The sequence below is a fragment of the Streptomyces sp. NPDC003077 genome (genome assembly GCF_040611095.1).
Classification (GTDB): Bacteria; Actinomycetota; Actinomycetes; order Streptomycetales; family Streptomycetaceae; genus Streptomyces.
Genome location: NZ_JBEXNM010000009.1, coordinates 25,903 through 46,986, shown reverse-complemented (window position 1 = coordinate 46,986; position 21,084 = coordinate 25,903). Strand labels below are relative to the sequence as shown.

Sequence of the window (21,084 nt, the reverse complement as noted above, 5' to 3'; positions counted from 1 at the left end):
CCCCGCCGCCCCGGGCCCCGGACGACAGCCCCCGGACACACGGTTCGGCGGGTGCCCGCTTCCCAGCAGGCACCCGCCGAACCGTGCGCCCTCACCCCCGCAGCGCCCGCAACTGCTCCAGGAACCACTGCGCGGGCGGCAGCGCCGTCGCCGCCGCGGCCAGCCGCTTGGTGCGCTCCGCGCGCTGATCGGACTCCATGCACAGCGCCTCGTGCAGGGCGCGCGCGGTGCCCTTGACGTCGTACGGGTTGACGGTGATCGCGTCCTCGCGCAGCTCCTCGTATGCTCCGGCCTCCCGGGACAGGACCAGGGCGCACCCCTCGTCCGAGACCACCGGGACCTCCTTGGCCACCAGGTTCATGCCGTCCCGGATCGGGTTGACCAGCGCCACGTCCGCGAGCCGGTAGGCGGCCAGCGAGCGTGCGAAGTCGTCCTTGACGTGCAGGACGACGGGTTGCCAGCGCTCGGTGCCGTACTCGGCGTTGATGGCCTCGGCCAGCTCGCTCACCTGGGAGGTGTAGGCCCGGTAGACGGCGAGGTCCTGCCGGGAGGGGTAGGCGAACGCGACGTGCACCACCCGTTCGCGCCATTCGGGGCGGTCGGCCAGCAGCCGCCGGTAGGCGAGCAGGCCGCGGACGATGTTCTTGGACAGCTCGGTGCGATCCACCCGGACGATCGTCTTCCGCCCCTCGCCGATCTGCTCCCGCAGCGCCGCCAGCCGCTCGTCCACGTCGGAGCGGTGCGCCCGCGCGCGCAGGAACTCCGCGTCCGCGCCGAGCCCGTGCACCCCCAGCCGGGTCGTCCGGCCCTCGTGCCGCACCTGGAGCCCGTCGTCCGCGCGCGTCACCTCGGCGCCCAGGACGGCGGCGCAGCACTCCGCGAACGCCTCGGCCCACCGCCGGGTCAGGAACCCGGCGCGGTCGCCGCCCAGGATGCCGAGCAGCACCTCGGCGGCCACGTCGTCCGGCAGCATCCGGAAGTACTCGGCGGGCGCCCACGGCGTGTGCGAGAAGTGCGAGATCCGCAGGTCGGGGCGGCGTTCCCGGAGCATGCCGGGCACCAGCGTGAGGTGGTAGTCCTGCACCAGCACCGCGGCCCCGGGCGCCGCCTCCTCGGCCAGCGCGTCCGCGAACGCCGCGTTGTACGTCTCGTACGCCCGCCACTGCGCGCGGAACTCGTCGTCGAAGGCCGGTTCCAGCGGCGTCTGGTAGAGCATGTGGTGGACGAACCACAGGGCCGAATTGGCGATGCCGTTGTAGGCGCCCGCGAACACCTCGGCCGGTATGTCGAGCATCCGGACCCGCTGGTCACCGGTGTCGGCCGGGTCCAGCCGGCCGCCGGTGCGCCGGGCGGCCTCCCGGTCGCCCTCGCCGAGCGCCGCGCAGACCCACACGGCACCGTCGTCGGCCCCGATCGCCGACAGCCCCGAGACCAGGCCGCCGCCGCCGCGTTTGGCGGTCAGCGCTCCGTTCCCGGCCAGGGAGTACGAGACGGGGCCGCGGTTGGACGCGACGAGGACCTGGGCGCCAGCATGCTCGGAGACCATGCCGCGAGTATTAACCCGTCACAGAACCGCTCAAACGTACGGAGCGGAGGAAAAGCCCGCGCGTCGGGAGCACGGGGAAGCGGCCCATCCGGAACGGGCGCCCGGCACCCACTGCGGCTTCCGGGACCGTCCCCGCCCCCGCCGCCCTCACGCCGCCCGCCGCTCCGCGTACTCCGGTATCTCCGCCATCGGCGGCCGTTCCGTCGTGTCCACGTCGCTGGTGCGCGGGACGAACCCCGTCTCGCCCCGCTCGAACTGCGTCAGCCGCGTCCGCACCAAATGCCCCCGGGTGAGCCGCAGGTGAGCGGTGCGGTAGATCGCCGCCGCCATCCGGCCGAGCGCCTGGCCGTCCTGGTGCCGGTGCTTGCGCACCCCCACGTCGACCTGCGCCAGCGCGTCCAGCCCGACCGTGTGCAGCGCGTCCACCAGCAGCCCCAGCTCCACGCCGTACCCGACCGGGAACGGCAGCCGCTCCAGCAGCGACCGCCGGGCGGCGTACTCCCCGCCCAACGGCTGCACGAACCCGGCCAGTTGCGGCCAGTGCAGGTTGAGCAGCGGACGGGCCACCAGCTCCGTCACCCGGCCGCCCTGCCCCGGCGCGCCGCCCAGCGGACGGTCGTACATGCCCTTGACGAACGCCACGTCCGGATCGGTCAGCAGCGGCCCGACGATCCCCGACACGAACTCGGAGGAGAACTCGCGCAGGTCCGCGTCCACGAAGCACACGATGTCGCCCGTCGTCACCAGCAGCGACCGCCACAGGACCTCGCCCTTGCCGGGCAGCGCGGGGATGCGCGGCAGTATCGCGTCCCGGTGGACGACCCGGGCCCCGGCCTCCGCGGCCACCTTGGCGGTGCCGTCCGTGGAACCGGAATCCAGCACCACCAGTTCGTCCACCAGGGGGACGGCCGCCGTCATCAGCTCCTCCCGGATGGCCGCGACGATCGCGCCGACCGTCGCCTCCTCGTCGAGCGCGGGCAGCACCACGGAGACCGTCTGGCCCGTCTGGCGTTTGGCGGCCAGCAACTGGTCGAGCGTGCGGTCGGCGGCGGACCAGGAACGGCTGACGAGCCAGCGTTCCACCTCTTCCAGCACCAGTCCGTCTCCCTTGGATCGCGCGGCGCACAGGCGCCGGTAAGTGACGTGCATCTCGCGGTGCGGACGGCCCACTCAACCGTCCGCGCCTTCGGTTACAGTCTTGAACAACGCGGATGACCACCGCATGTCGGGGTCACCGCGCGACAAATGCCTGGGCTTTGCCCAGTGCCATACCGCTCATCCAGAGGGGCAGAGGGATACGGCCCGTTGAAGCCCCGGCAACTCCAGTCGGTCTCGTCACCGCGTTCACGCGGTCCGCGAGGCTCCCGACTAGGGAAGGTGCCAATTCCGTCTCGCGGCGAGATGCGTCGTGAGGAAGATGAGGAGAAAGGGCCTCGCCTCCATGGCTGTGCAGTCTGTTGAAAGCAACACCACCGTCGCCCTCGGCCCCGCCGTGGCCCTGTCCTGCCGCGAGTGCGGCGAGCGCTTCCCGCTCGGTCCGATTTTCGCCTGCGAGCACTGTTTCGGGCCCCTGGAGGTGGCGTACGAGCTGCCGACCGGCGACCCGGAGGCGCTGCGCAAGCGCATCGAGGCCGGACCGGGCAACATCTGGCGGTACGCGCCGCTGCTCCCCGTCCCCGCCGACGTGGCGGACAAGCCCAACCTCAACCCCGGGCTGACCAAGCTGGTCAAGGCCGACAACCTCGCCCGCGAGCTGGGCGTCACCGGCGGCCTGTACGTCAAGGACGACTCCGGCAACCCGACGCACTCCTTCAAGGACCGCGTCGTGGCCATCGCCGTCGAGGCCGCCCGCGCCTTCGGCTTCACCACTCTGTCCTGCTCCTCCACGGGCAACCTCGCGGGCGCGGTCGGCGCCGCGGCGGCGCGCGCCGGCTTCCGCTCCTGCGTGTTCATCCCGCACGACCTGGAGGCCGGGAAGGTCGTCATGGCCGCCGTCTACGGCGGCGAGCTGGTGGGCATCGAGGGCACCTACGACGACGTGAACCGTTTCTGCTCGGAGCTCATCGGCGACCCGCTGGGCGAGGGCTGGGGCTTCGTCAACGTCAACCTGCGCCCCTACTACGGCGAGGGCTCCAAGACGCTGGCCTACGAGATCTGCGAGCAGCTCGGCTGGCGGCTCCCGGACCAGATCGTCATCCCGATCGCCTCCGGCTCCCAGCTCACGAAGATCGACAAGGGGCTGAAGGAGCTGATCGCGCTCGGCCTCGTCGAGGACAGGCCGTACAAGATCTTCGGCGCCCAGGCCGAGGGCTGCTCGCCGGTCTCCACGGCCTTCAAGGCGGGCCACGACGTCGTCCGCCCGCAGCGGCCGAACACCATCGCCAAGTCGCTGGCCATCGGCAACCCCGCCGACGGCCCGTACGTCCTGGACATCGCCCGGCGCACCGGCGGGGCGGTCGAGGACGTCACCGACGAGCAGATCGTCGACGCGATCAAGCTGCTCGCCCGCACGGAGGGCATCTTCGCGGAGACCGCCGGCGGCGTCACCGTCGGCGTCACCAGGAAGCTCATCGAGGACGGCGTGCTCGACCCGTCGCTGACCACCGTCGTCCTCAACACCGGCGACGGCCTCAAGACCCTGGACGCCGTCTCCCCGACCACCGGCCCCACGGCCACCATCCGCCCGAGCCTGGACGCGTTCCGCGCGGCCGGCCTGGCGGGCTGAGCCCGCCGGCCGCACGGGCCCACCGACAGGCGGATCCGCGACCGGCGGCCGATCGGGCGCCCTCGGGGTGCTCGGTCGCTGTCCGGCCGACCGGTCGCGGATCCGCCGCCCTGAACGTCACGCGGGGCCGTCCGGCCGTTTCGCGTGGGCGTTCCGGCCGTCGTACGGGTCCGGGGCGTTCCGCGTGGGTGTCCCGGCCGTCGTACGCGTCCGGGGCGGGCGTCCTGATCGTCGTACGAATCCGGGGCGTCCGTCCGGTCCTCGTGCGAATCCCAGGCGTCCGGCGCGGCGGTCCCGGTCCTCGTACGCATCCGGGGGCCGCCCTGTCCGGCGTCCCGGCCCTCGTACACGTCCGGCTCGCCTCCCGCCCCCTCCCTCCCCGATTTCCCGGTCCGCAGAAAGGCAGGACTCCATGAGCGTCACCGTCCGCATCCCGACCATCCTCCGCACCTACACCGACGGCAAGGCCGAAGTGACCGCCGAGGGCTCGACCCTCTCCGAGGTGATCGCCGACCTGGAGAAGAACCACCAGGGCATCGCGGCCCGCGTGCTGGACGACTCCGGCAAGCTGCGCCGCTTCGTGAACGTCTACGTCAACGACGACGACGTGCGCTTCGAGCAGGGCCTGGAGACGCCGACGCCGCAGGGCGCGGGCGTCTCGATCATCCCGGCGGTGGCCGGCGGCTGCTGAGCCGCTGCCCCGCCCGCTGCCCCCCCCCCGCGGCTCGTCTCCCGGCCCGTCTCCCGGAGCCGGTGACGACCCTCCCGCGGTCGATTCGGAATCGCCCCGTCCGCCCTGGAAGCGGACGGGGCGATTCCGTGCTGTTAAAGGCGATACAGTTGGGGCGATCCCTCTTCGCGCGTATCGGCAACGCCTATAAGAACGCGACAAGTTGTGCCCGAACTGTGTGCATGATTTGTCGTGTTGATGCGCTATGCCCGGCCCGACTTGCCCCGGAATGTGGGCAGTTCTCCGTATATCGGTGTTTGGTCGCAGGCAGATTTCTCGTCCGATTGACCTGTTGCTCTGGGCAGTGGTGCGGATACATTCGGCCGCGGTCGACGCGTTCCGGCGCACACCCCCACGTGTCGGGGGTGAGGTCTGACCCGGGTCCGCGGAGCGCGGTCCTGCGCAAGGGCCAGTAATAGGGGAGTTAGGCATGGCTCAGGGCACCGTCAAGTGGTTCAACGCGGAGAAGGGGTACGGCTTCATCGCGGTCGACGGTGGTGCGGATGTATTCGTCCACTACAGCGCGATCCAGATGGACGGTTACCGCACCCTTGAGGAGGGCCAGCGGGTCGAGTTCGAGATCTCGCAGGGCCAGAAGGGGCCGCAGGCGGACATGGTCCGCGTGGCCGGCTGAGGCGCCGACCGACTGCAGCGTGCACAGGCCCGCGCTCCGTATGGGGCGCGGGCCTTCCGCATGTCCGGGGCCGGGTGTGCGGAGATCGCGGGCGGGTCCGGGGCCGGGCGCGCGGGGATCGTGTCGTGCGTCCGGGGCCGGGCGCGCGGGGCGCGTGGGGGGCTTTTGTTGGTGTCTGCACGCACCTCTTCGCCGGTGCTCCACCTCGGCGAGGCACCCCCGAAGCCGCTTGCACTCGGGTGGGTCGAGTGCTAATCATTGCGTTAGCACTCTACGAGTGAGAGTGACAGCTAAGGACCGAGTCGGTGAGGTCCGTCGGCCGGGTGGAGCAAGGAACCACACGGCGGCCGGTCCGTCCGTCGCGGGCGCCAGCGCGGTCCGGAGTATCCACCCTCCCCCAGACTCCGTCCGGGGGGACCCCCAGTCCTGGGAGGACCACTTCACATGGCCAAGATCATCGCGTTCGACGAGGAGGCACGGCGCGGTCTCGAGCGCGGGATGAACCAGCTCGCCGACGCCGTCAAGGTCACCCTCGGCCCCAAGGGCCGCAACGTCGTCCTCGAGAAGAAGTGGGGCGCCCCCACGATCACCAACGATGGTGTGTCCATCGCCAAGGAGATCGAGCTCGAAGACCCGTACGAGAAGATCGGCGCCGAGCTGGTCAAGGAGGTCGCGAAGAAGACGGACGACGTCGCCGGTGACGGCACGACGACCGCGACCGTCCTGGCGCAGGCGCTGGTCCGCGAGGGCCTGCGCAACGTCGCCGCCGGCGCCAACCCGATGGCCCTCAAGCGCGGCATCGAGAAGGCCGTCGAGGCCGTCTCCGCCTCCCTGCTGGAGCAGGCCAAGGACGTGGAGACCAAGGAGCAGATCGCCTCCACCGCCTCCATCTCCGCCGCCGACACCCAGATCGGCGAGCTCATCGCCGAGGCCATGGACAAGGTCGGCAAGGAAGGCGTCATCACCGTCGAGGAGTCCCAGACCTTCGGTCTGGAGCTGGAGCTCACCGAGGGTATGCGCTTCGACAAGGGCTACATCTCGGCGTACTTCGCCACCGACATGGAGCGGATGGAGGCGTCGCTGGACGACCCCTACATCCTGATCGTCAACTCCAAGATCTCCGCGGTGAAGGACCTGCTCCCGCTGCTGGAGAAGGTCATGCAGTCCGGCAAGCCGCTGCTGATCATCGCCGAGGACGTCGAGGGCGAGGCGCTCTCCACCCTGGTCGTCAACAAGATCCGCGGCACCTTCAAGTCCGTCGCCGTCAAGGCCCCGGGCTTCGGTGACCGCCGCAAGGCCATGCTCGGCGACATCGCCATCCTCACCGGTGGCACCGTCATCTCCGAGGAGGTCGGCCTCAAGCTGGAGAACGCCGGTCTGGACCTCCTGGGCCGCGCCCGCAAGGTCGTCATCACCAAGGACGAGACCACCATCGTCGACGGTGCCGGCGACAGCGACCAGGTCCAGGGCCGCGTCAACCAGATCCGCGCCGAGATCGAGAACTCCGACTCGGACTACGACCGCGAGAAGCTCCAGGAGCGTCTGGCGAAGCTGGCCGGCGGCGTGGCCGTCATCAAGGCCGGTGCCGCCACCGAGGTCGAGCTCAAGGAGCGCAAGCACCGCATCGAGGACGCGGTGCGCAACGCGAAGGCCGCCGTCGAGGAGGGCATCGTCGCCGGTGGTGGCGTGGCCCTGCTGCAGGCCTCCTCGGTCTTCGAGAAGCTGGAGCTGGAGGGCGACGAGGCCACCGGTGCCGCCGCTGTGAAGCTGGCGCTGGAGGCCCCGCTGAAGCAGATCTCCGTCAACGCCGGCCTTGAGGGTGGCGTCGTGGTGGAGAAGGTGCGCAACCTGACCCCGGGCCACGGCCTGAACGCCGCGACCGGCGAGTACGTCGACCTGGTCGCCGAGGGCATCATCGACCCGGCCAAGGTCACCCGCTCCGCCCTGCAGAACGCCGCCTCCATCGCGGCGCTGTTCCTCACCACCGAGGCCGTCATCGCCGACAAGCCGGAGAAGGCCGCCGCGGCTGCTCCGGGCGGCATGCCGGGCGGTGACATGGACTTCTGATCGACCTGAGTGGTTGATCGAGCGTCCTTACGTCCACTGGGGCGGCTCCCTTCGGGGGGCCGCCCCAGTGGTGTTTTGGGTGGGGCGGGTGCGTGGGCGTGTAGGGGCTGGTAGTTCTCCCAGGCGTTTCCCGTAGATGTTCCGCGCGGGCGTTTCCCAACGGTGTCTCTCGCCGGCGTTTCTCGTGGGCGTATCTCACCGGTTGGACGGATGGTGCTTCGGGGAACCGCGGGCGTGAGTACGGCCGTTGGTCATCAGTGACACCGCTGGTGGGAGGAGGCATACGGCGGGCCGGACGGATGCCTGCGCTTCTCGAAGCCGTCCGCGTCTCCCGGGATGTCCCGGTGCCTCTTCCCCGGCAGTGGGGTTTTGTCAGCGACGCTTCGTCGGCACCACGTGGGCCGGTTCGGCAACACCTGGGTGGACGGGGCGTCGCCGAGGGGATGACGAGTTTCCGTGGAGGACGACCATGCGTGAGACCGACGGCAGACTTCCCGACCGGGATTCCTTGAGGGAACTCCTGGACGCCGAGAAGACTCGGGCACTGCACCGCATCCTGCCCCCGTGGATCCACTTCGCCCTCGGCGTCCTTGCCGCGGCCGGCGCCTGGCTGCCGACGGAATCCGCCGCGCGGGCCGTGGTGGTCGCCGCCGCGCTGGCGCCGGGTCTCCACGTCCTGCTGCGCACCCGTGCGCTGATGCGGGCGCTCACCGTGTACGACCTGCCCGGAGACGAGGAGCGGGCCACCGGCACGGACCCGTCCGGTCAGCGGCTGGCGGCCCGGACGATCGCGGTCACCACCGTGGTCACGTCCGTGGCCCTGGCCGTCGTGGTCCTGCTGCTGCCGCTGACGTGGCTGCGGGTGGCCCTGCCGGTGCTGTGCCTGTGGTTCGTCGTCGATCTCCTCCGTCAGCGTCAGAGGCGTCTGAGCGCGTTGCGGGTGATCGAACAGGCCGCCCGGCAGGACTGGTACCCGGCCTACACGCGGCTCGTCGAGCGGCGCCGGGCGACATCGACGTGACCGAGCACCGCGCCGAGCACCGCGGGACGCGGGCCGTGCCGGCGCGGGACCGACCGGTTCGGTGTCCTCGACGCGGTGGCGCTCCTGCTGCCGGCCGAGCCCGTCACGTCACCAGCGCCGCGCGGCATGTGGTGCTCGGCTTTCGTGTTCAGCTCGCACCACTTCCGCCGGCTCAGCCCGAAGAAGTACGTCGCCAGGAAACCCGTCAGGTAGCCGACGAGGAGGCCGAGGGCGTAGACGGTGAGCGTGGTGGCCGGGCCGTGGTTGCCCCGGACGAGGGGGAAGAGCGCCCAGCCGGAGGGACCGATGGCGGTGGCGCCCACCGTGTCGCCGAGCTGGTGGAACAGGCCCACGAACCCGCCGCCGAACGCCCCGCCCACGCACGCGGTCACGAACGGGCGGCCCAGCGGCAGCGACACGCCGTACACCAGGGGCTCGCCGACCCCCAGGAACGCGGCGGGGAGGGCGGACCTGATGGTGCGCCGCAGCGGGCCGTTGCGCGGCACGCGGAGGTAGACGGCGAGCGCGGCGCCGATCTGGCCCGCGCCCGCCATGGCGAGCAGCGGGAGCAGCACGGTGTACCCCTGCTCCTCGATGAGCGTGGCGTGCAGCGGTACGAGCGCCTGATGGAGGCCCAGCATCACCAGCGGGAGGAAGAGCGCGCCCAGCACGAAGCCCGCCGCGGCGCCGCCCCCGGCGAGCAGCCGCTCGAAGGCCGTCCCCAGGGCGGCTGACACCTCCCCGGCCGCGAACATCAGGACGGAGACCGTGAGCAGGCCCGGGATCAGCACCGTCAGCGTCGGCGTGACCAGGACGTCCACCGCCTCGGGCACCCAGCCGCGGCACCACCGCTCGATCCGGGCGGCGAGGGCGGCGGCTCCGAGCGCGCCGAGGACGCCGCCCTGCCCCGGGACCAGTTCCCGCCCGAAGACGCTGATCTGCGCGATGCCGGGGAAGACGATGACGGCGGCGACCGCCCCGCCCAGCACGGGGGTCCCGCCGAACTCCTTCGCCGTGTTGTAGCCGACGAACACCGCGATCAGCGTCATGAACCCGGAGGAGACGGCGGTCAGCGCGGGGACGGCCGAGGGCAGCCAGCCGAAGTTCATCAGCAGGCCGTTGACGCCCGCGATGATGCCGCAGCCGACGAGGGCCGGGATCAGCGGGACGAAGATGTCGGCGATGCGGCGGAGGAAGATCTTGACGGGGGTGGCGTTGCGGGCGTCGCGGCGGGCTTTGAGGGCGGCTGCTTCGGGGGTGGGGGTGCCTTTGGGGGGAGGTGGGGGGCCGGTGGGAGCCGGCCCGGTCGCCGAGTGGGCGGGGCAGGTTGTAGCGGGGTCGTCGGGGCCCGGGCCGGTCACAGAAGGTTTGCGGGTGGGGGGTCTGGGGGGTGGGGACGGTGTGGAGGGGGGTGGTTCGGCCTCAGGCCCAGGCTCTGGCGGATCGTCCGCGTGGGGTTCGGGCGCGGGTGAGGGTGGGCTGGTGGCCGCGTGTTCCTCGGCGACCAGCCGGATGAACTCCGGCGTGACGCGCGCCGCGGTGCCCGGTCCGAGCACGATCTGATACGTGTCGTCCTCGATCACCGCGAGGACGGCGGGCAGCGCCTGCAGCGCCTCGTCTTGGACCAGGGAGCGGTCCCGGATGCCCAGCCGCAGCCGGGTCATGCAGTGGGTGACGCCGACGACGTTCTCGGCACCGCCGACGAGGGGCAGGATCGCGGCGGCGGTGTCCCGGTGGGGGGCTGCGGACATGTACGGGCCTCGCTGAACGTGCGGTGGGGGCGGCCGGTGTGGTTCGTGTGGCTCGTGTGTGGGGGCGGCCGGTGCGGCTCGTGGGGGGAGGGAGTGGTTGGTGCGACTCGGTGTGGGCCGGTGTGGCTTCGTGCGGTGGGGGAGTGGCTGGTGGGGCCTGTGCGGAGGTTCTGCCGCTGCTGCCCGGTAGGTGGGATAGCAGGCCGGGCCGGGGTGGGGATCGGGCCGATTCGGGGATCGGGAGGGTGTGTGGTTCGGCACGGTGCATGGCCGGGAGGCCGAGCCGGCCCGCTGGCCTGGCCTCGGCTCGCGGGCGTCAACCCGCGGGCCGCTGCCTGCGAGCCGGTCGGCGTGCCCCAGCCTGCGAGCCCGGCCCGCAAGCCTCGGTTCTCAAGCTCTCGGCCCGCGTCCCCCAGTCCGAAAGCGCCGGCCCGAATGCCTCAACCCGTCGGCCTCACCCCGCCCCCGGTACGGCAGCCGCCTGGAGGGCGGCTCGCAGGTGGCCGTGGGAGTCGGCCAGCAGGCGGGCCGCCGTGGGGCCGTCCACCTGTCCGAGGAGGGTGAGGATGGCGTTCTTCACCTCCCCGGCCGTGGCGGCGAGCGCGGCCTCGACCTCCGCATCGGGGGCGCCGGTGGCGAGTGCGACGATGCGGCGGGAGCGGGCGCGCAGCTTCTCGTTGGAAGCGCGGACGTCCACCATGAGGTTCCCGTAGGTCTTGCCGAGCCGGATCATGGTGATTGTCGACAGCATGTTGAGGACGAGCTTCTGCGCCGTACCGGCCTTCAGGCGGGTCGAACCGGTCAGCAGCTCCGGCCCGACGACGACCTCGATGCCGTGGTCGGCCGCAGCCGCCAGCGCCGACCCCGCGTTGCAGGACAGGCCGACGGTCAGCGCGCCGGCTTTCCGGGCGTGCTCCACGGCGCCGACGGCGTACGGCGTCCGGCCGGAGGCGGAGATGCCGACGACGGTGTCGCGGTCGGTCAGCCCGAGCGCGTCCAGGTCCCGGGCGGCCAGTTCCGCGCTGTCCTCGGCGCCCTCGACCGCCGTGACCAGGGCCTTCGGGCCGCCCGCGATCAGGCCGACGACCTGCGACGGAGCCGTATTGAACGTGGGTGGGCACTCGCTCGCGTCCAGCACGCCGAGCCGCCCGGCGGTGCCCGCGCCCGCGTAGACGAGCCGTCCGCCCCGGGTCATCCGGGCGACGATGCCGTCGATGGCGTCGGCGATCCGCGGCAGCTCCCGGCCGACGGCGGCCGGTACGGACGCGTCCTCGCCGTTCATCGTGCGGGCGATCTCCAGCGTGGACAGCCGGTCGATGTCGGCGAGCTCGGGCCGGAACGCTTCGGTGGTCAGCGCGTCCAGCTGGGACCGGAGCTCGGCGTGGTCGGCGGTGGAGGAAGTCATGACGGTGACGGCTCTTTCCTGCGCGTACGACGTGGTACGGGGTGATGCGGCGCCCGCGGCGGGCGGCGACGGCGAGAGCGGGGACGGCGGGGAGCGGGGACCGGTGCGCCGGGCCGTCAGCGGTGACCGCGGGGTGCGTGGCGGTGGGCGAGGGCTTCGTAGGAGGCGGACAGAGCGGGGGCGGCCGTCTCGTACGTCCGCTGCGCGATGCCCACGAACAGGCAGTCGACGACGAGGAGCTGGCTCGTGCGGGAGGACATCGCGGCGGGGCGGAGCTCGCTCTCGCGCGCGGTGGACGTGGCGAGTATGTGATCGGCGTACGAGGCGATCTCGCGGTCCGCGCGGCCGGTGATCGCGATCGTCGTCGCCCCGCGTTCGAATGCCACCCGCAGCGGCTCTATGACGTCCGTCGTCCGGCCGGAGTGCGTGATGGCGACGGCCACGTCACCGGCGCGGAGCTGGACGGCGTTGGTCACGGCGAGGTGCGGGTCGGCGTGCGCGTGGGCGATGAGGCCGATGCGGAGCAGCTTCTGGACGAGGTCCTGGCCGACCAGGCTGGAGGCGCCGATGCCGTACACGTCGATGCGGCGGGCGGTGGCGAGCGCGCCGACCGCCGCCTCCAACTGGGTCACGTCCAAACCGGCCGCGGTGTCGGACAGGCACTGCCGCTCTTCCGCGGCCAGCTTGGCGACCACCTCGGGGAGCGCGTCGTCCAGCGCTATGTCGGCGGTGACCGCGGGCGCGGTGCCGGCCGCCTGCTGGGCGGCCAGGGCGGCCAGCGCGAGGCGCAGGTCGCGGTAGCCGGGGTAGCCGAGCAGCCGGGACGTCCGGACGACCGTGGCCTCGCTCGTGCCCGTCCGCTCCGCGAGGCCGGTGACCGTCAGGGCGGCGCATCCGGCCGGATCCCCGGCGACCGCCTCCGCGACCCGCTGCATGGACCGCGTCATGGACGGGCCGAGCGTACGGACCTTGGCGGCCAGGGCCGCAGGGTCCGGCGGGCGCTGGACCGGCCGGGCGCCCCCGCGGGCGGCGGGGTCCGCCTGGGCCCGGATGGACGGGACGCTGCCGCCGCCCGGCCCGCCGCCGGCAGCCGCGACGGCGGACGGCCGCGGCCCCGGGCCGGTGGCCGCTCCCGCATCGGCGGACTGCCCTGCGCCGGTGGTCGCTCCCGTGCCGGAGGGCTCTTCCGAACAGGGGGGCACGCCCACACAGAGGGACGGCTCCACGTCGACGGACGGGACGGCGGATGGCCCTGGGTTGGCGGTTGGCTCCGGACCGACGGACGACTCCGGACCGACGGACGGGACAGCGGACGGCCCCGGACCGACGGACGGGACAGCGGACGGTCCCGGCTCGGCGGACGGGGCGGCGGCGAGGCCCGGCTCGGCGCCACCGCTCGCGGCGGGCCCCGCGCCGTGTCGGCTGAAAGTTTCCTTCACGCTGATGCTCACGCTTGGAAGGTATTTTCGGCGCGGGGACGGGGTCAATACCCCGCAGGGGTGGCTGCGAAAGGCGTGGGGTTGCCGATACCGGTGCGCCTTATGGTGAGGACGCGGCGGACGCGCGGGGTGGACGGCAGCGGGGCGCGGGACAATGGGAACCATGGAACTCGAACAGGCACTGCACGCGGCCCGCGCTCTGGTGATCGCCGACCTGATGGCCGGCGAGGTCGCTGACGCGGACATCGTCTCCCTGGTCGAGGACGCGGTCGTGCACCGCCGCTGGTGGGTCGAGCAGTGGCCCGAGGGCGCGTCGTTCCTGGCCGGGCTGATAGCCCAGGACGTCCAGGACGCGTTGCTGGAGCGGTACGGCCGGTGGCCCCTGTGCCCCGTGTGCGTGGGTGGCGGCGACCCGCACGCGCTGGACGTGGAGCCGGAACTGGGCCCCGACCCGCACTGGGTCTGCGTCAAGACGGCCGTGTCCGTCGCCCCGGTCGGCGCCCTGGGCACGGCCGGCCAGAGCTGAGATGACGCTCTACATCGACCCGCCCACCTGGCCGGGCCACGGCCGCATGTGGTCCCACCTGGTCAGCGACGTGTCCTTCGAGGAACTCCACACCTTCGCCGAACGGATCGGCGCGCCGCGCCGGGCCTTCGACGGCGACCACTACGACCTGCCGACCGAGCGGTACGCCGACGCGGTACGGGCCGGGGCGGTCGAGGTCGGCAGCAAGGAACTGCTGCGCCGCCTGACGGCCGCCGGTTTGCGACGCCCCAAACGACGTGGGTGAGCGGGCGCTGAGCTGAGCGCGTCCCCACATGGGGTCGTCCCCACATGGGGTCGTCCCCGGCCTGGACGGAGCGGTGCGTGGCAGTTCCGGCCCGCAATGAACAGGCGCGTGTCTGTTTCGGCCTGTGGTGCACGTGTGCGTGTCTGTTTCGGCCCGCAGTGGTGCGCGTGGCTGTTTTGGCCTGCGGTGGAGGCGCGTGTCTGTTTCGGCCGCGATGGACGCATGCGCGTGGCTGTTTCGGCTCGTGGTGGACGCACGCGCGTGTCTGTTTCAGCCCGGGTGAACGCGAGCGTGTGGCAGCCCCGGCCCGGATGAACGGGGCGCCCACGGAAAGCCGGCCCGGCACGAAGGCGGCGCGCGGCGGGCCTCGGCCCGCCGTGACCAGCGCACGCAGCAAGCGGCCCCGCCACCGCGCCGGGAGGAGTCCACGGACGGTGACGGGGCCGGATGGTCAGGTATCAGGCAGCCGCTCGGGGTGGGGGCCGGTCAGCCGCGCTCGCCGTCCGACGCCCGAGTGGCCTGGCCCGCCAGCGCCTCCGCCGGGGTGCCGGAGACGGCGGTAGTCGGCGTGTGCGACGCCACCACCCGCGTCCGGCTCCGGGAACGGTGCAGCCCGAAGGCCAGCCCCGTCGTGACCACCGCCAGCGCGGCCAGCACCGCGCCCGTCCAGGCCACCGACGGGTAGCCCCAGTGGGCGCTAATGGCCAGGCCGCCGAGCCAGGGGCCGAGCGTGTTGCCCAGGTTGAACGCGGCGGTGGTGGTGGCGCCGGCCAGCGTCGGGGCGGCGGTGGCCACATTGAACATGCGCGCGTTCAGGGCGGGAGCGGTGGCGAAGGACGAGACACCCAGCACCAGGGCCAGCGCCACGGCCGCGACCGGGCTGTGCGCGGTCAGGGCCAGCAGCGCCAGGACGACGGTGGAGGTGCTGATGCCGAAGAACATCGTCCCGAACAGGTGGGAGTCCGCGACCCGCCCGCCGACATACGTACCGATCAGCGCGCCCACCCCGAAGAGCGCCAGCACCCACGGCACCCAGCTCTCGGACAGCCCGGCGGTGTCCGTCAGGAGCGGCGACAGGTAGGAGAACAGCGCGAAGACCGCCGCGCCGTTGAGAGCGGTGGCGATCAGCGCCAGCCAGACCTGCGCGTCCCGGTAGATGGTCAGCTCGCGCTTCAGCTGCGGCCGGTCCTCGCCCGTCGGGACGGCCGTACGCGGCACCAGCGCGACGACGCCGACGAGACCGATGGCCGACAGCAGCGCCACGCCCCAGAAGGCGGCCCGCCACCCCGCGTGCTCACCCAGCAGGGCACCGGCCGGCACGCCCGCGATGTTGGCGATGCTCAGCCCGCCGACCATGACGGCCATCGCGCGGGCCCGCGCCGTGACCGGCACCAGGGACACCGCCACCGCCGCCCCCACGGCCCAGAAACCGGCGCAGGCCAGCGCGCTCACCACACGCGAGGCGAACAGCACGCCGTACGAGGGCGCCAGCGCACCCGCCACCTGCCCCAGCCCGAAGACGGTGAGGAGCGCGATCAGCGTCGTCCGCCGGGGCAGCCGCAGGGTCGCCGCGGCCAGCGTCGGCGCGCCGACCACCATGCCGATCGCGAAGGCCGAGACGAGGAGGCCCGCCTGGGGGATGGAGACGCCCATGTCGCGGGCCAGGGGCTGCAGGATTCCGGACAGCATGAATTCGCTCGTGCCAAGAGCGAAGACGGACAGGCCGAGGACGTAGACGGCGGTGGGCATGCGTGGGTGATCGGGTCGGTCGGGCATGACACGGTTGAACAGCTTCGAAGCACCTGACATTCCCGCCCACGCCTTCGCACCCGACCCTGAGCAGGACTTACGGGCCTGCGGCGTGCGGGCACTGCCGCGCGAAGGCGGGTGGGACATCCCGTAAGGGGTGTGATCAGGGAGTTGTGGGGGACACGTACCGGTTTTGGCGGAGTCGGCGAGGGCACCCCCTCGGCAGGTGCCCGGTGCGGCACGCGAGAACACCGAGGGGCGTACAGCCGTACGCGACAGCACAGCAAGGGGCGTGTGATGGTACGCAAGAAGGTCGAGGGCAACGAGGAGGAGCGGCGAGCAGCCGCCCGCGCGGCCCGGGAGGCGGGCGAACCGCCGAGCAAGCGCGGCGCGACGACCGGCGCGTCGAAGCAGCGTACGCACACGGGGCAGCGCGGTTCGCCGACGCACGAAGAGAAGCTGCGCGCACAGCACCGCGGCAAGCAGGAGTGGCGGGCCGGCGATCTGGCGGAGGAGAACGTGCCCGATCCCGCGGCCCGTGACATGAACCGCTCGTTCCAGGGGCGCGGCAAACCCGCGTACGGCGACGACCACGAGCGGGTCTTCCAGGCACTCGCGTCGGCCGAGCAGAAACACGGCGGCGAGCCGGTCAGCGTGGCGGAGATAGCCCGCACCGCCCACATGGGCGAGGAGGACACCCGGGTGCTGCTGCACGATCTCGTCTCCGTGCACCGCCTGGCCACGGAATTGCAGGAGGAGGGCGATCCCACGGAAGGACAGCGGTACGAGACCAAGCCGGGGCACTGAGCCGGTGCACTGAAGGAGGCGGCGCCGTCGGCTCTCACTCCGGCCGTGTGTCGGGTACCCGAGGCGTACAGGCTTACGGCGCGGGCGCGGGACCGGCGCGGGCGGGCACCCGGCCGGAAGCGAAAGCCGGGCTCAGCCGGTCGTCAGCAGCTCCAGCTCCGTCCGCACGTTGCGGCGGGCCACCTGCTCCCACCGGTCGTGGCCCTCCGGTGTGCGGAACAGCCGGGGCAGGGCGAGGAGCTGCCGCAGGACGCCCGCGCGCCCGGTGCGGAACGCGTCCTCCGGCACGAAGGCGTACTCCTCGCGCACCGCGGCGGCGTACGCGGCGTAGGCCTCCGGCGCCCCGGCCAGGACCGCGAGGTCGGCGTCGCACAGCACCTCGCCGTTGTGGTCCCCGGGCCCGGGGTCGTGCGTGGTCGTCAGCCGTACGAGGCGGGCCACCTCGGCGGTGCGGGCGGCGCCGATGCCCAGCTCCGGCAGGGCGCGCTCGGCGAGTGAGGCGCTGCGCTCCTCGTTCTCCGAGCGGTCGGGCCGGTAGACGGCGTCGTGGAACCAGGCGGCCAGCCGCACGGCAGCGGGGTCGTCGGCGTACGCCGCGAGCTCGTCCACGCGGTCCAGTACGGCGACGAGGTGATCGAGGGTGTGGTACCGGCGCTGCGGTTCCGACCACCGGCCGATGAGGTTGTCCGCGTACGGGGCGGGGTCGGGTCCCTCCGGCCCGCGCGCGTCGGCCACCGTCGCGGCCCAGCGGTGGTGCAGGTCGGCGTGCGCGCCTGGGGCCGGGCGGTCGGCGCGGGGCTCGGGAGTCATACGGCTCATTGTGCGGCGCGGGCCGGGTGCTCCGCCGCGAGGGTCATATGTGCGAGGAAGTGAGACGGGTGCGGGACGACCACCCGTGCGGGACAGGAAGAGACGGACAGAAACGGATACGCGCCCGGTGGAACCCGGGCGGAGCGCCCCGACGCAAGCCGGGCGGCAACACGAAAGGCCATACGACCCGACGATTCGACGATGACCGGGGAGCACGAACAGGGGGAACGTAATGCGGGAGCGACGGACCGTACCGGAAGGGCGACGGGGGCGCCGGACGGATAGATGGTCATTGCACATACGATGCCGGTGGGCCACGGGGCGCCTCGACCACTGACGCTTGCGCGTGGCGCCTCCTGCGGCGGGTGGGCGACTCGGCGTAGAGGAACCCCGCCGAGAGGCGCGACGGGAAACGGCGCCCGTCGGCCCCCGTGACAGGGGCCATGCGGCCCGAGTGATCAGCCAGGTCACCGGCGACCGTGACGAAACCGCCGCGGCTGTCATCGGCGGCGGCAAGGGACGCACGGCAGCACGGCAGGCAGGCCATGCGGGAGAAACGCACATGGCGCGCATGGCAGCGGTGACGGCGACGGGTCGGCGGCTGGCCAAATACGGCCGAGTTGGATCGTTGCGGCGCCGTTGTGCCCCCGAGGCGGCCGATCACCCCTTACGCTGGACATTGGACTAGACCTATTGGGTGTCTCGGCATGTCGTCGCACGTCGCGTGACGTGGCTGTGTGCCGCCGCCCGCCAGTGCCTCGTCCGTGCCCGGTGCCGTCGTCGTCCCCGTTTCCCGCCCCGCCCGCCCACGCCTCACCCTTGTCAGCCCACCGTCAACTTTTCGCCAACCCTGCCCTCGGGGCGCCCGCTTCACCAAGCGTTTCCATCCCCGTCCGCCCACTTTCGTCTTCCGTTTTCTGTTTCCGGTCCTTTCGTACTCGTCGAAGAAATGGGGTCACATGAGTAAGCGCGCACTCCTGGAGGTGATCGCGCTCGACGCGGAAGACGCGATCGCCGCCGAGGCCGGCGGCGCCGACCGCCTTGAACTGGTCACCGACATGGCGGCCGACGGCCTGACCCCCTCGCGTGCCACCTTCGCCGCGATCCGGGACGCGGTCGACATCCCGTTGCGGGTCATGCTGCGGACCGCCGACGGTTTCGGAGCCGGTGATCTCGACGCTCTGTGCGGGCGGGCGGCGGCGCTGCGTTCCGAGGGAGCCGAGGAATTCGTCCTGGGCTTCCTGGACGCGGACGGGCGCCCGGACATGGCCGCCGTACGCGCGCTGACCGAGGTCATCAGCGGGTGCCGCTGGACCTTCCACCGGGCCATCGACCACGCCGCCGATCGCGCCGCCCTGCGCACGGAGCTGGCCGGGCTGCCCGGCCTGGACACCTACCTGACCGCCGGCTCCGCCCAGGGCGTGGGCGAAGGACTGCCGACACTCCTCGCCGAGCAGGCCCGCACGACGGCGGAAGAACCGGGCTACGAGCCGTGCATCCTCGTGGGCGGCGGCCTCGGACTCGGCCACGTGCCCGCGCTGCGCGCGGCCGGTGTGGACGCCTTCCACATCGGCGGCGCGGCCCGTCCCGGTGGCTGGTCGGGCCCGGTGGACGCCGCCGCCGTGCGCGACTGGCGATCGGCACTGGACGGCGACGGCGGCGCGGCGGCGGCGTAGCCAGCCGACGCGCACCCCTTGAGGTTCCCCGCCCGCGTCACCGCGCGGCGGGCGGGGAGACCGAGGTTTTCCCCGCCGGTTCAGCTGCTCAACGATCCCCACAGCACGCCGGAACGCTGGAACGGACGCGTCCCACGCAAGTCAGTCGCGCGCCCACAGGGACAACTCCGCCCACACCGTCTTACGGGGCACCGGCCCCGGAATCACACCCCACCGCTCGGCGAGCGCGTCGACGATCAGCAGGCCGCGCCCCGACTCCCCGTCTTCGAGAGGCCGGACGACGGGGAGCGCGTCCCCCCGCGCGTCGGTCACCTCGATACGGAGCGTGTCCGCGCTCGCGGTCAGACTCAACCGGAAGTCGCGCCCCGGCACCCGTCCGTGCAGCGCGGCGTTGGAGGCCAGTTCGGCGACGACTTGCACCCCGGCCTCCATCGGCAGCCCCCAGGAACGGAGCTGTTCCGTGGCGAGCAGCCGCGCGAGCTGTGCCCCCCTGCGGGTGGCGGACAGCTGTACGCGGAAGGTGCGGGCCGGTGAAGCCACCGGGGGCAGGATGCGCTGGGCAGCGAATTTCTCGTTCACGTCACTCAGCGTGTTCGGGTGTGCGTACGCTGAAAAGTGACGGTGCCTGTACGCGCGGTGATGGTCCGAGGTGGTCCGCGCCTGTCCGCCCCGGTCAGGGTGACTTCCGTACATGGGTGTCGTCATACAGACGGACACGCGTCGGAGGTGGTCACGGATGGGCGTGAACAGCGGAGGCACGGAGCACGCGGCGAGCGGGGCGGACGAACCGGACTGGGCGTTCGGCCTGGAAGACGAATTCAAAGCGGTGGTCGTGGCGGTCGGCCGTCAGCTCAAGCTGTGGCGGGAGGCGGCGGGTCTGCGCATGGCCGAGTTCGCCGAACGAATGGGCTACAGCGAGAACTTGATCTACAAGGTCGAGAGTGCCCGGCGCATCCCACGGCCGGAGTACCTGGACCTCGCGGACGAGGTGCTGGGCGCGGGCGGAAAGATCGCCGCGATGAAGAAGGACGTCGAAACGGCCCGGTATCCGAAAAGAGTGCGGGACCTGGCGCGGCTGGAGGGGGAGGCCGTTGAGATCGGAGCATACGGAAACCACAACTTCCATGGGCTTTTGCAGACGGAGGAGTACGCCCGATCGCTTTTCGAGATGAGGCGTCCCGCTCATTCGGGAGATGACGTCGACCGGTTGGTGGACGCGCGCATGGCCCGTCGATCCATGTTCGACCGTTCACCGGCTCCTGCGCTGACCTTTGTGCAGGAGGAGGTGACGCTGCGCCGCCCGATCGGAGGCAGGATGGTGCTGCGCCGACAGCTCGAACATATGCTGGAGATTGGTCGGTTGCGGAACGTCGAAATCCAGGTGATGCCAACAGATCGCGACGACCACGCCGGTATGTGCGGGGAGTTGCAAGTGCTGAAGTTCGAAGACGGGACGACGGTGGGCCTTTCCGAGGGCCCCTTCGTCAGTCATCTGGTCTCTGATCCGAAACAACTCCAGACCCTGGAGCTCAGGTACAGCATCGTCCAAGCCCAGGCTCTCACTCCAAGGGAGTCGTTGGTCTTCATCGAGAAAGCGCTGGGAGACGTATGAGCAGCAAGCCCTCCGCTGGGGATGCCGTCAGGCTGAACTGGACCAAGAGCAGCTACAGCGACACCAGCAACAGCAACGAATGCGTCGAGGTCGCGGCGGCGTCCGGCATGGTCCGCGTTCGTGACTCAAAGAACGCATCGGGCCCTCAGCTCGTTTTCCCCGCTTCCACCTGGGCCGATTTCCTGGCTTGCGCCATCGGGAGCTGACCTGGCGAAAGCCCACAGGAGATCGACAGGAGCCCGACAGAAGAACGCGCCCCGTCCCGGTGCTCACCGGGGCGGGGCGCGCGTTGCTGCGGGGGCTGAGCGACCCCTACGGGAT

The 21,084-nt window shown here is 72.0% G+C and carries 19 protein-coding genes and 1 riboswitch; of the genes, 11 read left to right on the top strand and 8 right to left on the bottom strand.

Annotated features, from left to right (window positions below; translation table 11 throughout):
- Positions 1 to 91: 91 nt before the first annotated feature.
- Positions 92 to 1,546, bottom strand: a complete 1,455-nt coding sequence (locus ABZX96_RS08835) for a trehalose-6-phosphate synthase (protein ID WP_355540173.1) — start codon at positions 1,544 to 1,546, stop codon at positions 92 to 94.
- Positions 1,547 to 1,693: 147 nt separating this feature from the next.
- Positions 1,694 to 2,641: a glucosyl-3-phosphoglycerate synthase gene (locus tag ABZX96_RS08830; RefSeq protein WP_355540517.1), complete on the bottom strand. Its 948-nt coding sequence runs from the start codon at positions 2,639 to 2,641 to the stop codon at positions 1,694 to 1,696.
- 177 nt (positions 2,642 to 2,818) lie between these two features.
- Positions 2,819 to 2,970, top strand: a riboswitch (SAM riboswitch).
- Between the two features lie 17 nt (positions 2,971 to 2,987).
- On the opposite strand from ABZX96_RS08830, the gene thrC reads away from it, so the two are divergent.
- The 5 genes from thrC (at position 2,988) to ABZX96_RS08805 (ending at position 8,723) form a co-directional block, all read left to right on the top strand.
- Positions 2,988 to 4,271, top strand: coding sequence for a threonine synthase (gene thrC, locus ABZX96_RS08825; RefSeq protein ID WP_355540170.1), 1,284 nt, complete (start codon positions 2,988 to 2,990; stop codon positions 4,269 to 4,271).
- Between the two features lie 412 nt (positions 4,272 to 4,683).
- Positions 4,684 to 4,962: a MoaD/ThiS family protein gene (locus ABZX96_RS08820; RefSeq protein ID WP_355540167.1), complete on the top strand. Its 279-nt coding sequence runs from the start codon at positions 4,684 to 4,686 to the stop codon at positions 4,960 to 4,962.
- Positions 4,963 to 5,431: 469 nt separating this feature from the next.
- Positions 5,432 to 5,635: a cold-shock protein gene (locus ABZX96_RS08815; protein WP_003986833.1), complete on the top strand. Its 204-nt coding sequence runs from the start codon at positions 5,432 to 5,434 to the stop codon at positions 5,633 to 5,635.
- A gap of 444 nt (positions 5,636 to 6,079) precedes the next feature.
- Positions 6,080 to 7,702, top strand: coding sequence for a chaperonin GroEL (gene groL, locus ABZX96_RS08810; protein ID WP_355540162.1), 1,623 nt, complete (start codon positions 6,080 to 6,082; stop codon positions 7,700 to 7,702).
- Between the two features lie 469 nt (positions 7,703 to 8,171).
- Complete coding sequence (locus ABZX96_RS08805) at positions 8,172 to 8,723, top strand: hypothetical protein (protein ID WP_355540159.1); 552 nt, start codon at positions 8,172 to 8,174, stop codon at positions 8,721 to 8,723.
- On the opposite strand, the gene ABZX96_RS08800 is transcribed toward ABZX96_RS08805, so the two are convergent.
- The 3 genes from ABZX96_RS08800 to ABZX96_RS08790 form a co-directional block, all read right to left on the bottom strand.
- Positions 8,681 to 10,474, bottom strand: a complete 1,794-nt coding sequence (locus ABZX96_RS08800) for a PTS transporter subunit EIIC (RefSeq protein ID WP_355540156.1) — start codon at positions 10,472 to 10,474, stop codon at positions 8,681 to 8,683. The two genes, ABZX96_RS08805 and ABZX96_RS08800, sit on opposite strands and share 43 nt — an antisense overlap.
- 454 nt (positions 10,475 to 10,928) lie before the next feature.
- Entirely contained in the window at positions 10,929 to 11,879 is a 951-nt protein-coding gene (gene murQ / locus ABZX96_RS08795; protein ID WP_355540147.1) for an N-acetylmuramic acid 6-phosphate etherase, read from the bottom strand.
- A 116-nt stretch (positions 11,880 to 11,995) separates the two neighbouring features.
- Complete coding sequence (locus ABZX96_RS08790; RefSeq protein WP_355540514.1) at positions 11,996 to 12,931, bottom strand: MurR/RpiR family transcriptional regulator; 936 nt, start codon at positions 12,929 to 12,931, stop codon at positions 11,996 to 11,998.
- Between the two features lie 550 nt (positions 12,932 to 13,481).
- On the opposite strand from ABZX96_RS08790, the gene ABZX96_RS08785 reads away from it, so the two are divergent.
- Together ABZX96_RS08785 and ABZX96_RS08780 are read left to right on the top strand one after the other, a co-directional pair.
- Complete coding sequence (locus ABZX96_RS08785; RefSeq protein ID WP_355540144.1) at positions 13,482 to 13,844, top strand: hypothetical protein; 363 nt, start codon at positions 13,482 to 13,484, stop codon at positions 13,842 to 13,844.
- A 1-nt stretch (position 13,845) separates the two neighbouring features.
- On the top strand, positions 13,846 to 14,109 hold the full coding sequence (locus ABZX96_RS08780; RefSeq protein ID WP_355540141.1) for a DUF4031 domain-containing protein: 264 nt from the start codon (positions 13,846 to 13,848) through the stop codon (positions 14,107 to 14,109).
- A gap of 486 nt (positions 14,110 to 14,595) precedes the next feature.
- Here ABZX96_RS08780 and ABZX96_RS08775 read toward each other — a convergent pair whose 3' ends face one another.
- Positions 14,596 to 15,858 (bottom strand): Cmx/CmrA family chloramphenicol efflux MFS transporter, encoded by a 1,263-nt coding sequence (locus tag ABZX96_RS08775; RefSeq protein ID WP_355540138.1) that lies wholly within the window; start codon positions 15,856 to 15,858, stop codon positions 14,596 to 14,598.
- 297 nt (positions 15,859 to 16,155) lie between these two features.
- On the opposite strand from ABZX96_RS08775, the gene ABZX96_RS08770 reads away from it, so the two are divergent.
- On the top strand, positions 16,156 to 16,665 hold the full coding sequence (locus ABZX96_RS08770; protein ID WP_355540135.1) for a hypothetical protein: 510 nt from the start codon (positions 16,156 to 16,158) through the stop codon (positions 16,663 to 16,665).
- Positions 16,666 to 16,797: 132 nt separating this feature from the next.
- Here the strand turns inward: ABZX96_RS08770 and ABZX96_RS08765 are convergent, their stop codons facing one another.
- Positions 16,798 to 17,475: a hypothetical protein gene (locus ABZX96_RS08765; RefSeq protein WP_355540132.1), complete on the bottom strand. Its 678-nt coding sequence runs from the start codon at positions 17,473 to 17,475 to the stop codon at positions 16,798 to 16,800.
- Between the two features lie 959 nt (positions 17,476 to 18,434).
- On the opposite strand from ABZX96_RS08765, the gene ABZX96_RS08760 reads away from it, so the two are divergent.
- Positions 18,435 to 19,151 (top strand): copper homeostasis protein CutC, encoded by a 717-nt coding sequence (locus ABZX96_RS08760; protein WP_355540129.1) that lies wholly within the window; start codon positions 18,435 to 18,437, stop codon positions 19,149 to 19,151.
- 141 nt (positions 19,152 to 19,292) lie between these two features.
- Here ABZX96_RS08760 and ABZX96_RS08755 read toward each other — a convergent pair whose 3' ends face one another.
- On the bottom strand, positions 19,293 to 19,730 hold the full coding sequence (locus tag ABZX96_RS08755; RefSeq protein WP_355540126.1) for an ATP-binding protein: 438 nt from the start codon (positions 19,728 to 19,730) through the stop codon (positions 19,293 to 19,295).
- Positions 19,731 to 19,887: 157 nt separating this feature from the next.
- Here ABZX96_RS08755 and ABZX96_RS08750 point away from each other — a divergent pair, with 157 nt between their 5' ends.
- Both ABZX96_RS08750 and ABZX96_RS08745 read left to right on the top strand, forming a co-directional pair.
- Entirely contained in the window at positions 19,888 to 20,763 is an 876-nt protein-coding gene (locus ABZX96_RS08750) for a helix-turn-helix transcriptional regulator (protein WP_355540123.1), read from the top strand.
- Entirely contained in the window at positions 20,760 to 20,969 is a 210-nt protein-coding gene (locus ABZX96_RS08745) for a DUF397 domain-containing protein (protein ID WP_355540120.1), read from the top strand. The genes ABZX96_RS08750 and ABZX96_RS08745 overlap by 4 nt, the downstream gene beginning before the upstream one ends.
- The last annotated feature ends 115 nt before the right edge of the window (positions 20,970 to 21,084 follow it).

Bases quoted from the DNA above. Each gene is read 5' to 3' on its own strand.
- ABZX96_RS08750 (WP_355540123.1), top strand. From the start codon at position 19,888: ATGGGCGTGAACAGCGGAGGCACGGAGCACGCGGCGAGCGGGGCGGAC.
- ABZX96_RS08805 (WP_355540159.1), top strand. From the start codon at position 8,172: ATGCGTGAGACCGACGGCAGACTTCCCGACCGGGATTCCTTGAGGGAA.
- ABZX96_RS08820 (WP_355540167.1), top strand. From the start codon at position 4,684: ATGAGCGTCACCGTCCGCATCCCGACCATCCTCCGCACCTACACCGAC.
- groL (WP_355540162.1), top strand. From the start codon at position 6,080: ATGGCCAAGATCATCGCGTTCGACGAGGAGGCACGGCGCGGTCTCGAG.
- ABZX96_RS08770 (WP_355540135.1), top strand. From the start codon at position 16,156: ATGGTACGCAAGAAGGTCGAGGGCAACGAGGAGGAGCGGCGAGCAGCC.
- ABZX96_RS08780 (WP_355540141.1), top strand. From the start codon at position 13,846: ATGACGCTCTACATCGACCCGCCCACCTGGCCGGGCCACGGCCGCATG.
- ABZX96_RS08775 (WP_355540138.1), bottom strand. From the start codon at position 15,858: ATGCCCACCGCCGTCTACGTCCTCGGCCTGTCCGTCTTCGCTCTTGGC.
- ABZX96_RS08800 (WP_355540156.1), bottom strand. From the start codon at position 10,474: ATGTCCGCAGCCCCCCACCGGGACACCGCCGCCGCGATCCTGCCCCTC.
- murQ (WP_355540147.1), bottom strand. From the start codon at position 11,879: ATGACTTCCTCCACCGCCGACCACGCCGAGCTCCGGTCCCAGCTGGAC.
- ABZX96_RS08785 (WP_355540144.1), top strand. From the start codon at position 13,482: ATGGAACTCGAACAGGCACTGCACGCGGCCCGCGCTCTGGTGATCGCC.
- ABZX96_RS08835 (WP_355540173.1), bottom strand. From the start codon at position 1,546: ATGGTCTCCGAGCATGCTGGCGCCCAGGTCCTCGTCGCGTCCAACCGC.
- thrC (WP_355540170.1), top strand. From the start codon at position 2,988: ATGGCTGTGCAGTCTGTTGAAAGCAACACCACCGTCGCCCTCGGCCCC.
- ABZX96_RS08815 (WP_003986833.1), top strand. From the start codon at position 5,432: ATGGCTCAGGGCACCGTCAAGTGGTTCAACGCGGAGAAGGGGTACGGC.
- ABZX96_RS08765 (WP_355540132.1), bottom strand. From the start codon at position 17,475: ATGACTCCCGAGCCCCGCGCCGACCGCCCGGCCCCAGGCGCGCACGCC.
- ABZX96_RS08760 (WP_355540129.1), top strand. From the start codon at position 18,435: ATGAGTAAGCGCGCACTCCTGGAGGTGATCGCGCTCGACGCGGAAGAC.
- ABZX96_RS08745 (WP_355540120.1), top strand. From the start codon at position 20,760: ATGAGCAGCAAGCCCTCCGCTGGGGATGCCGTCAGGCTGAACTGGACC.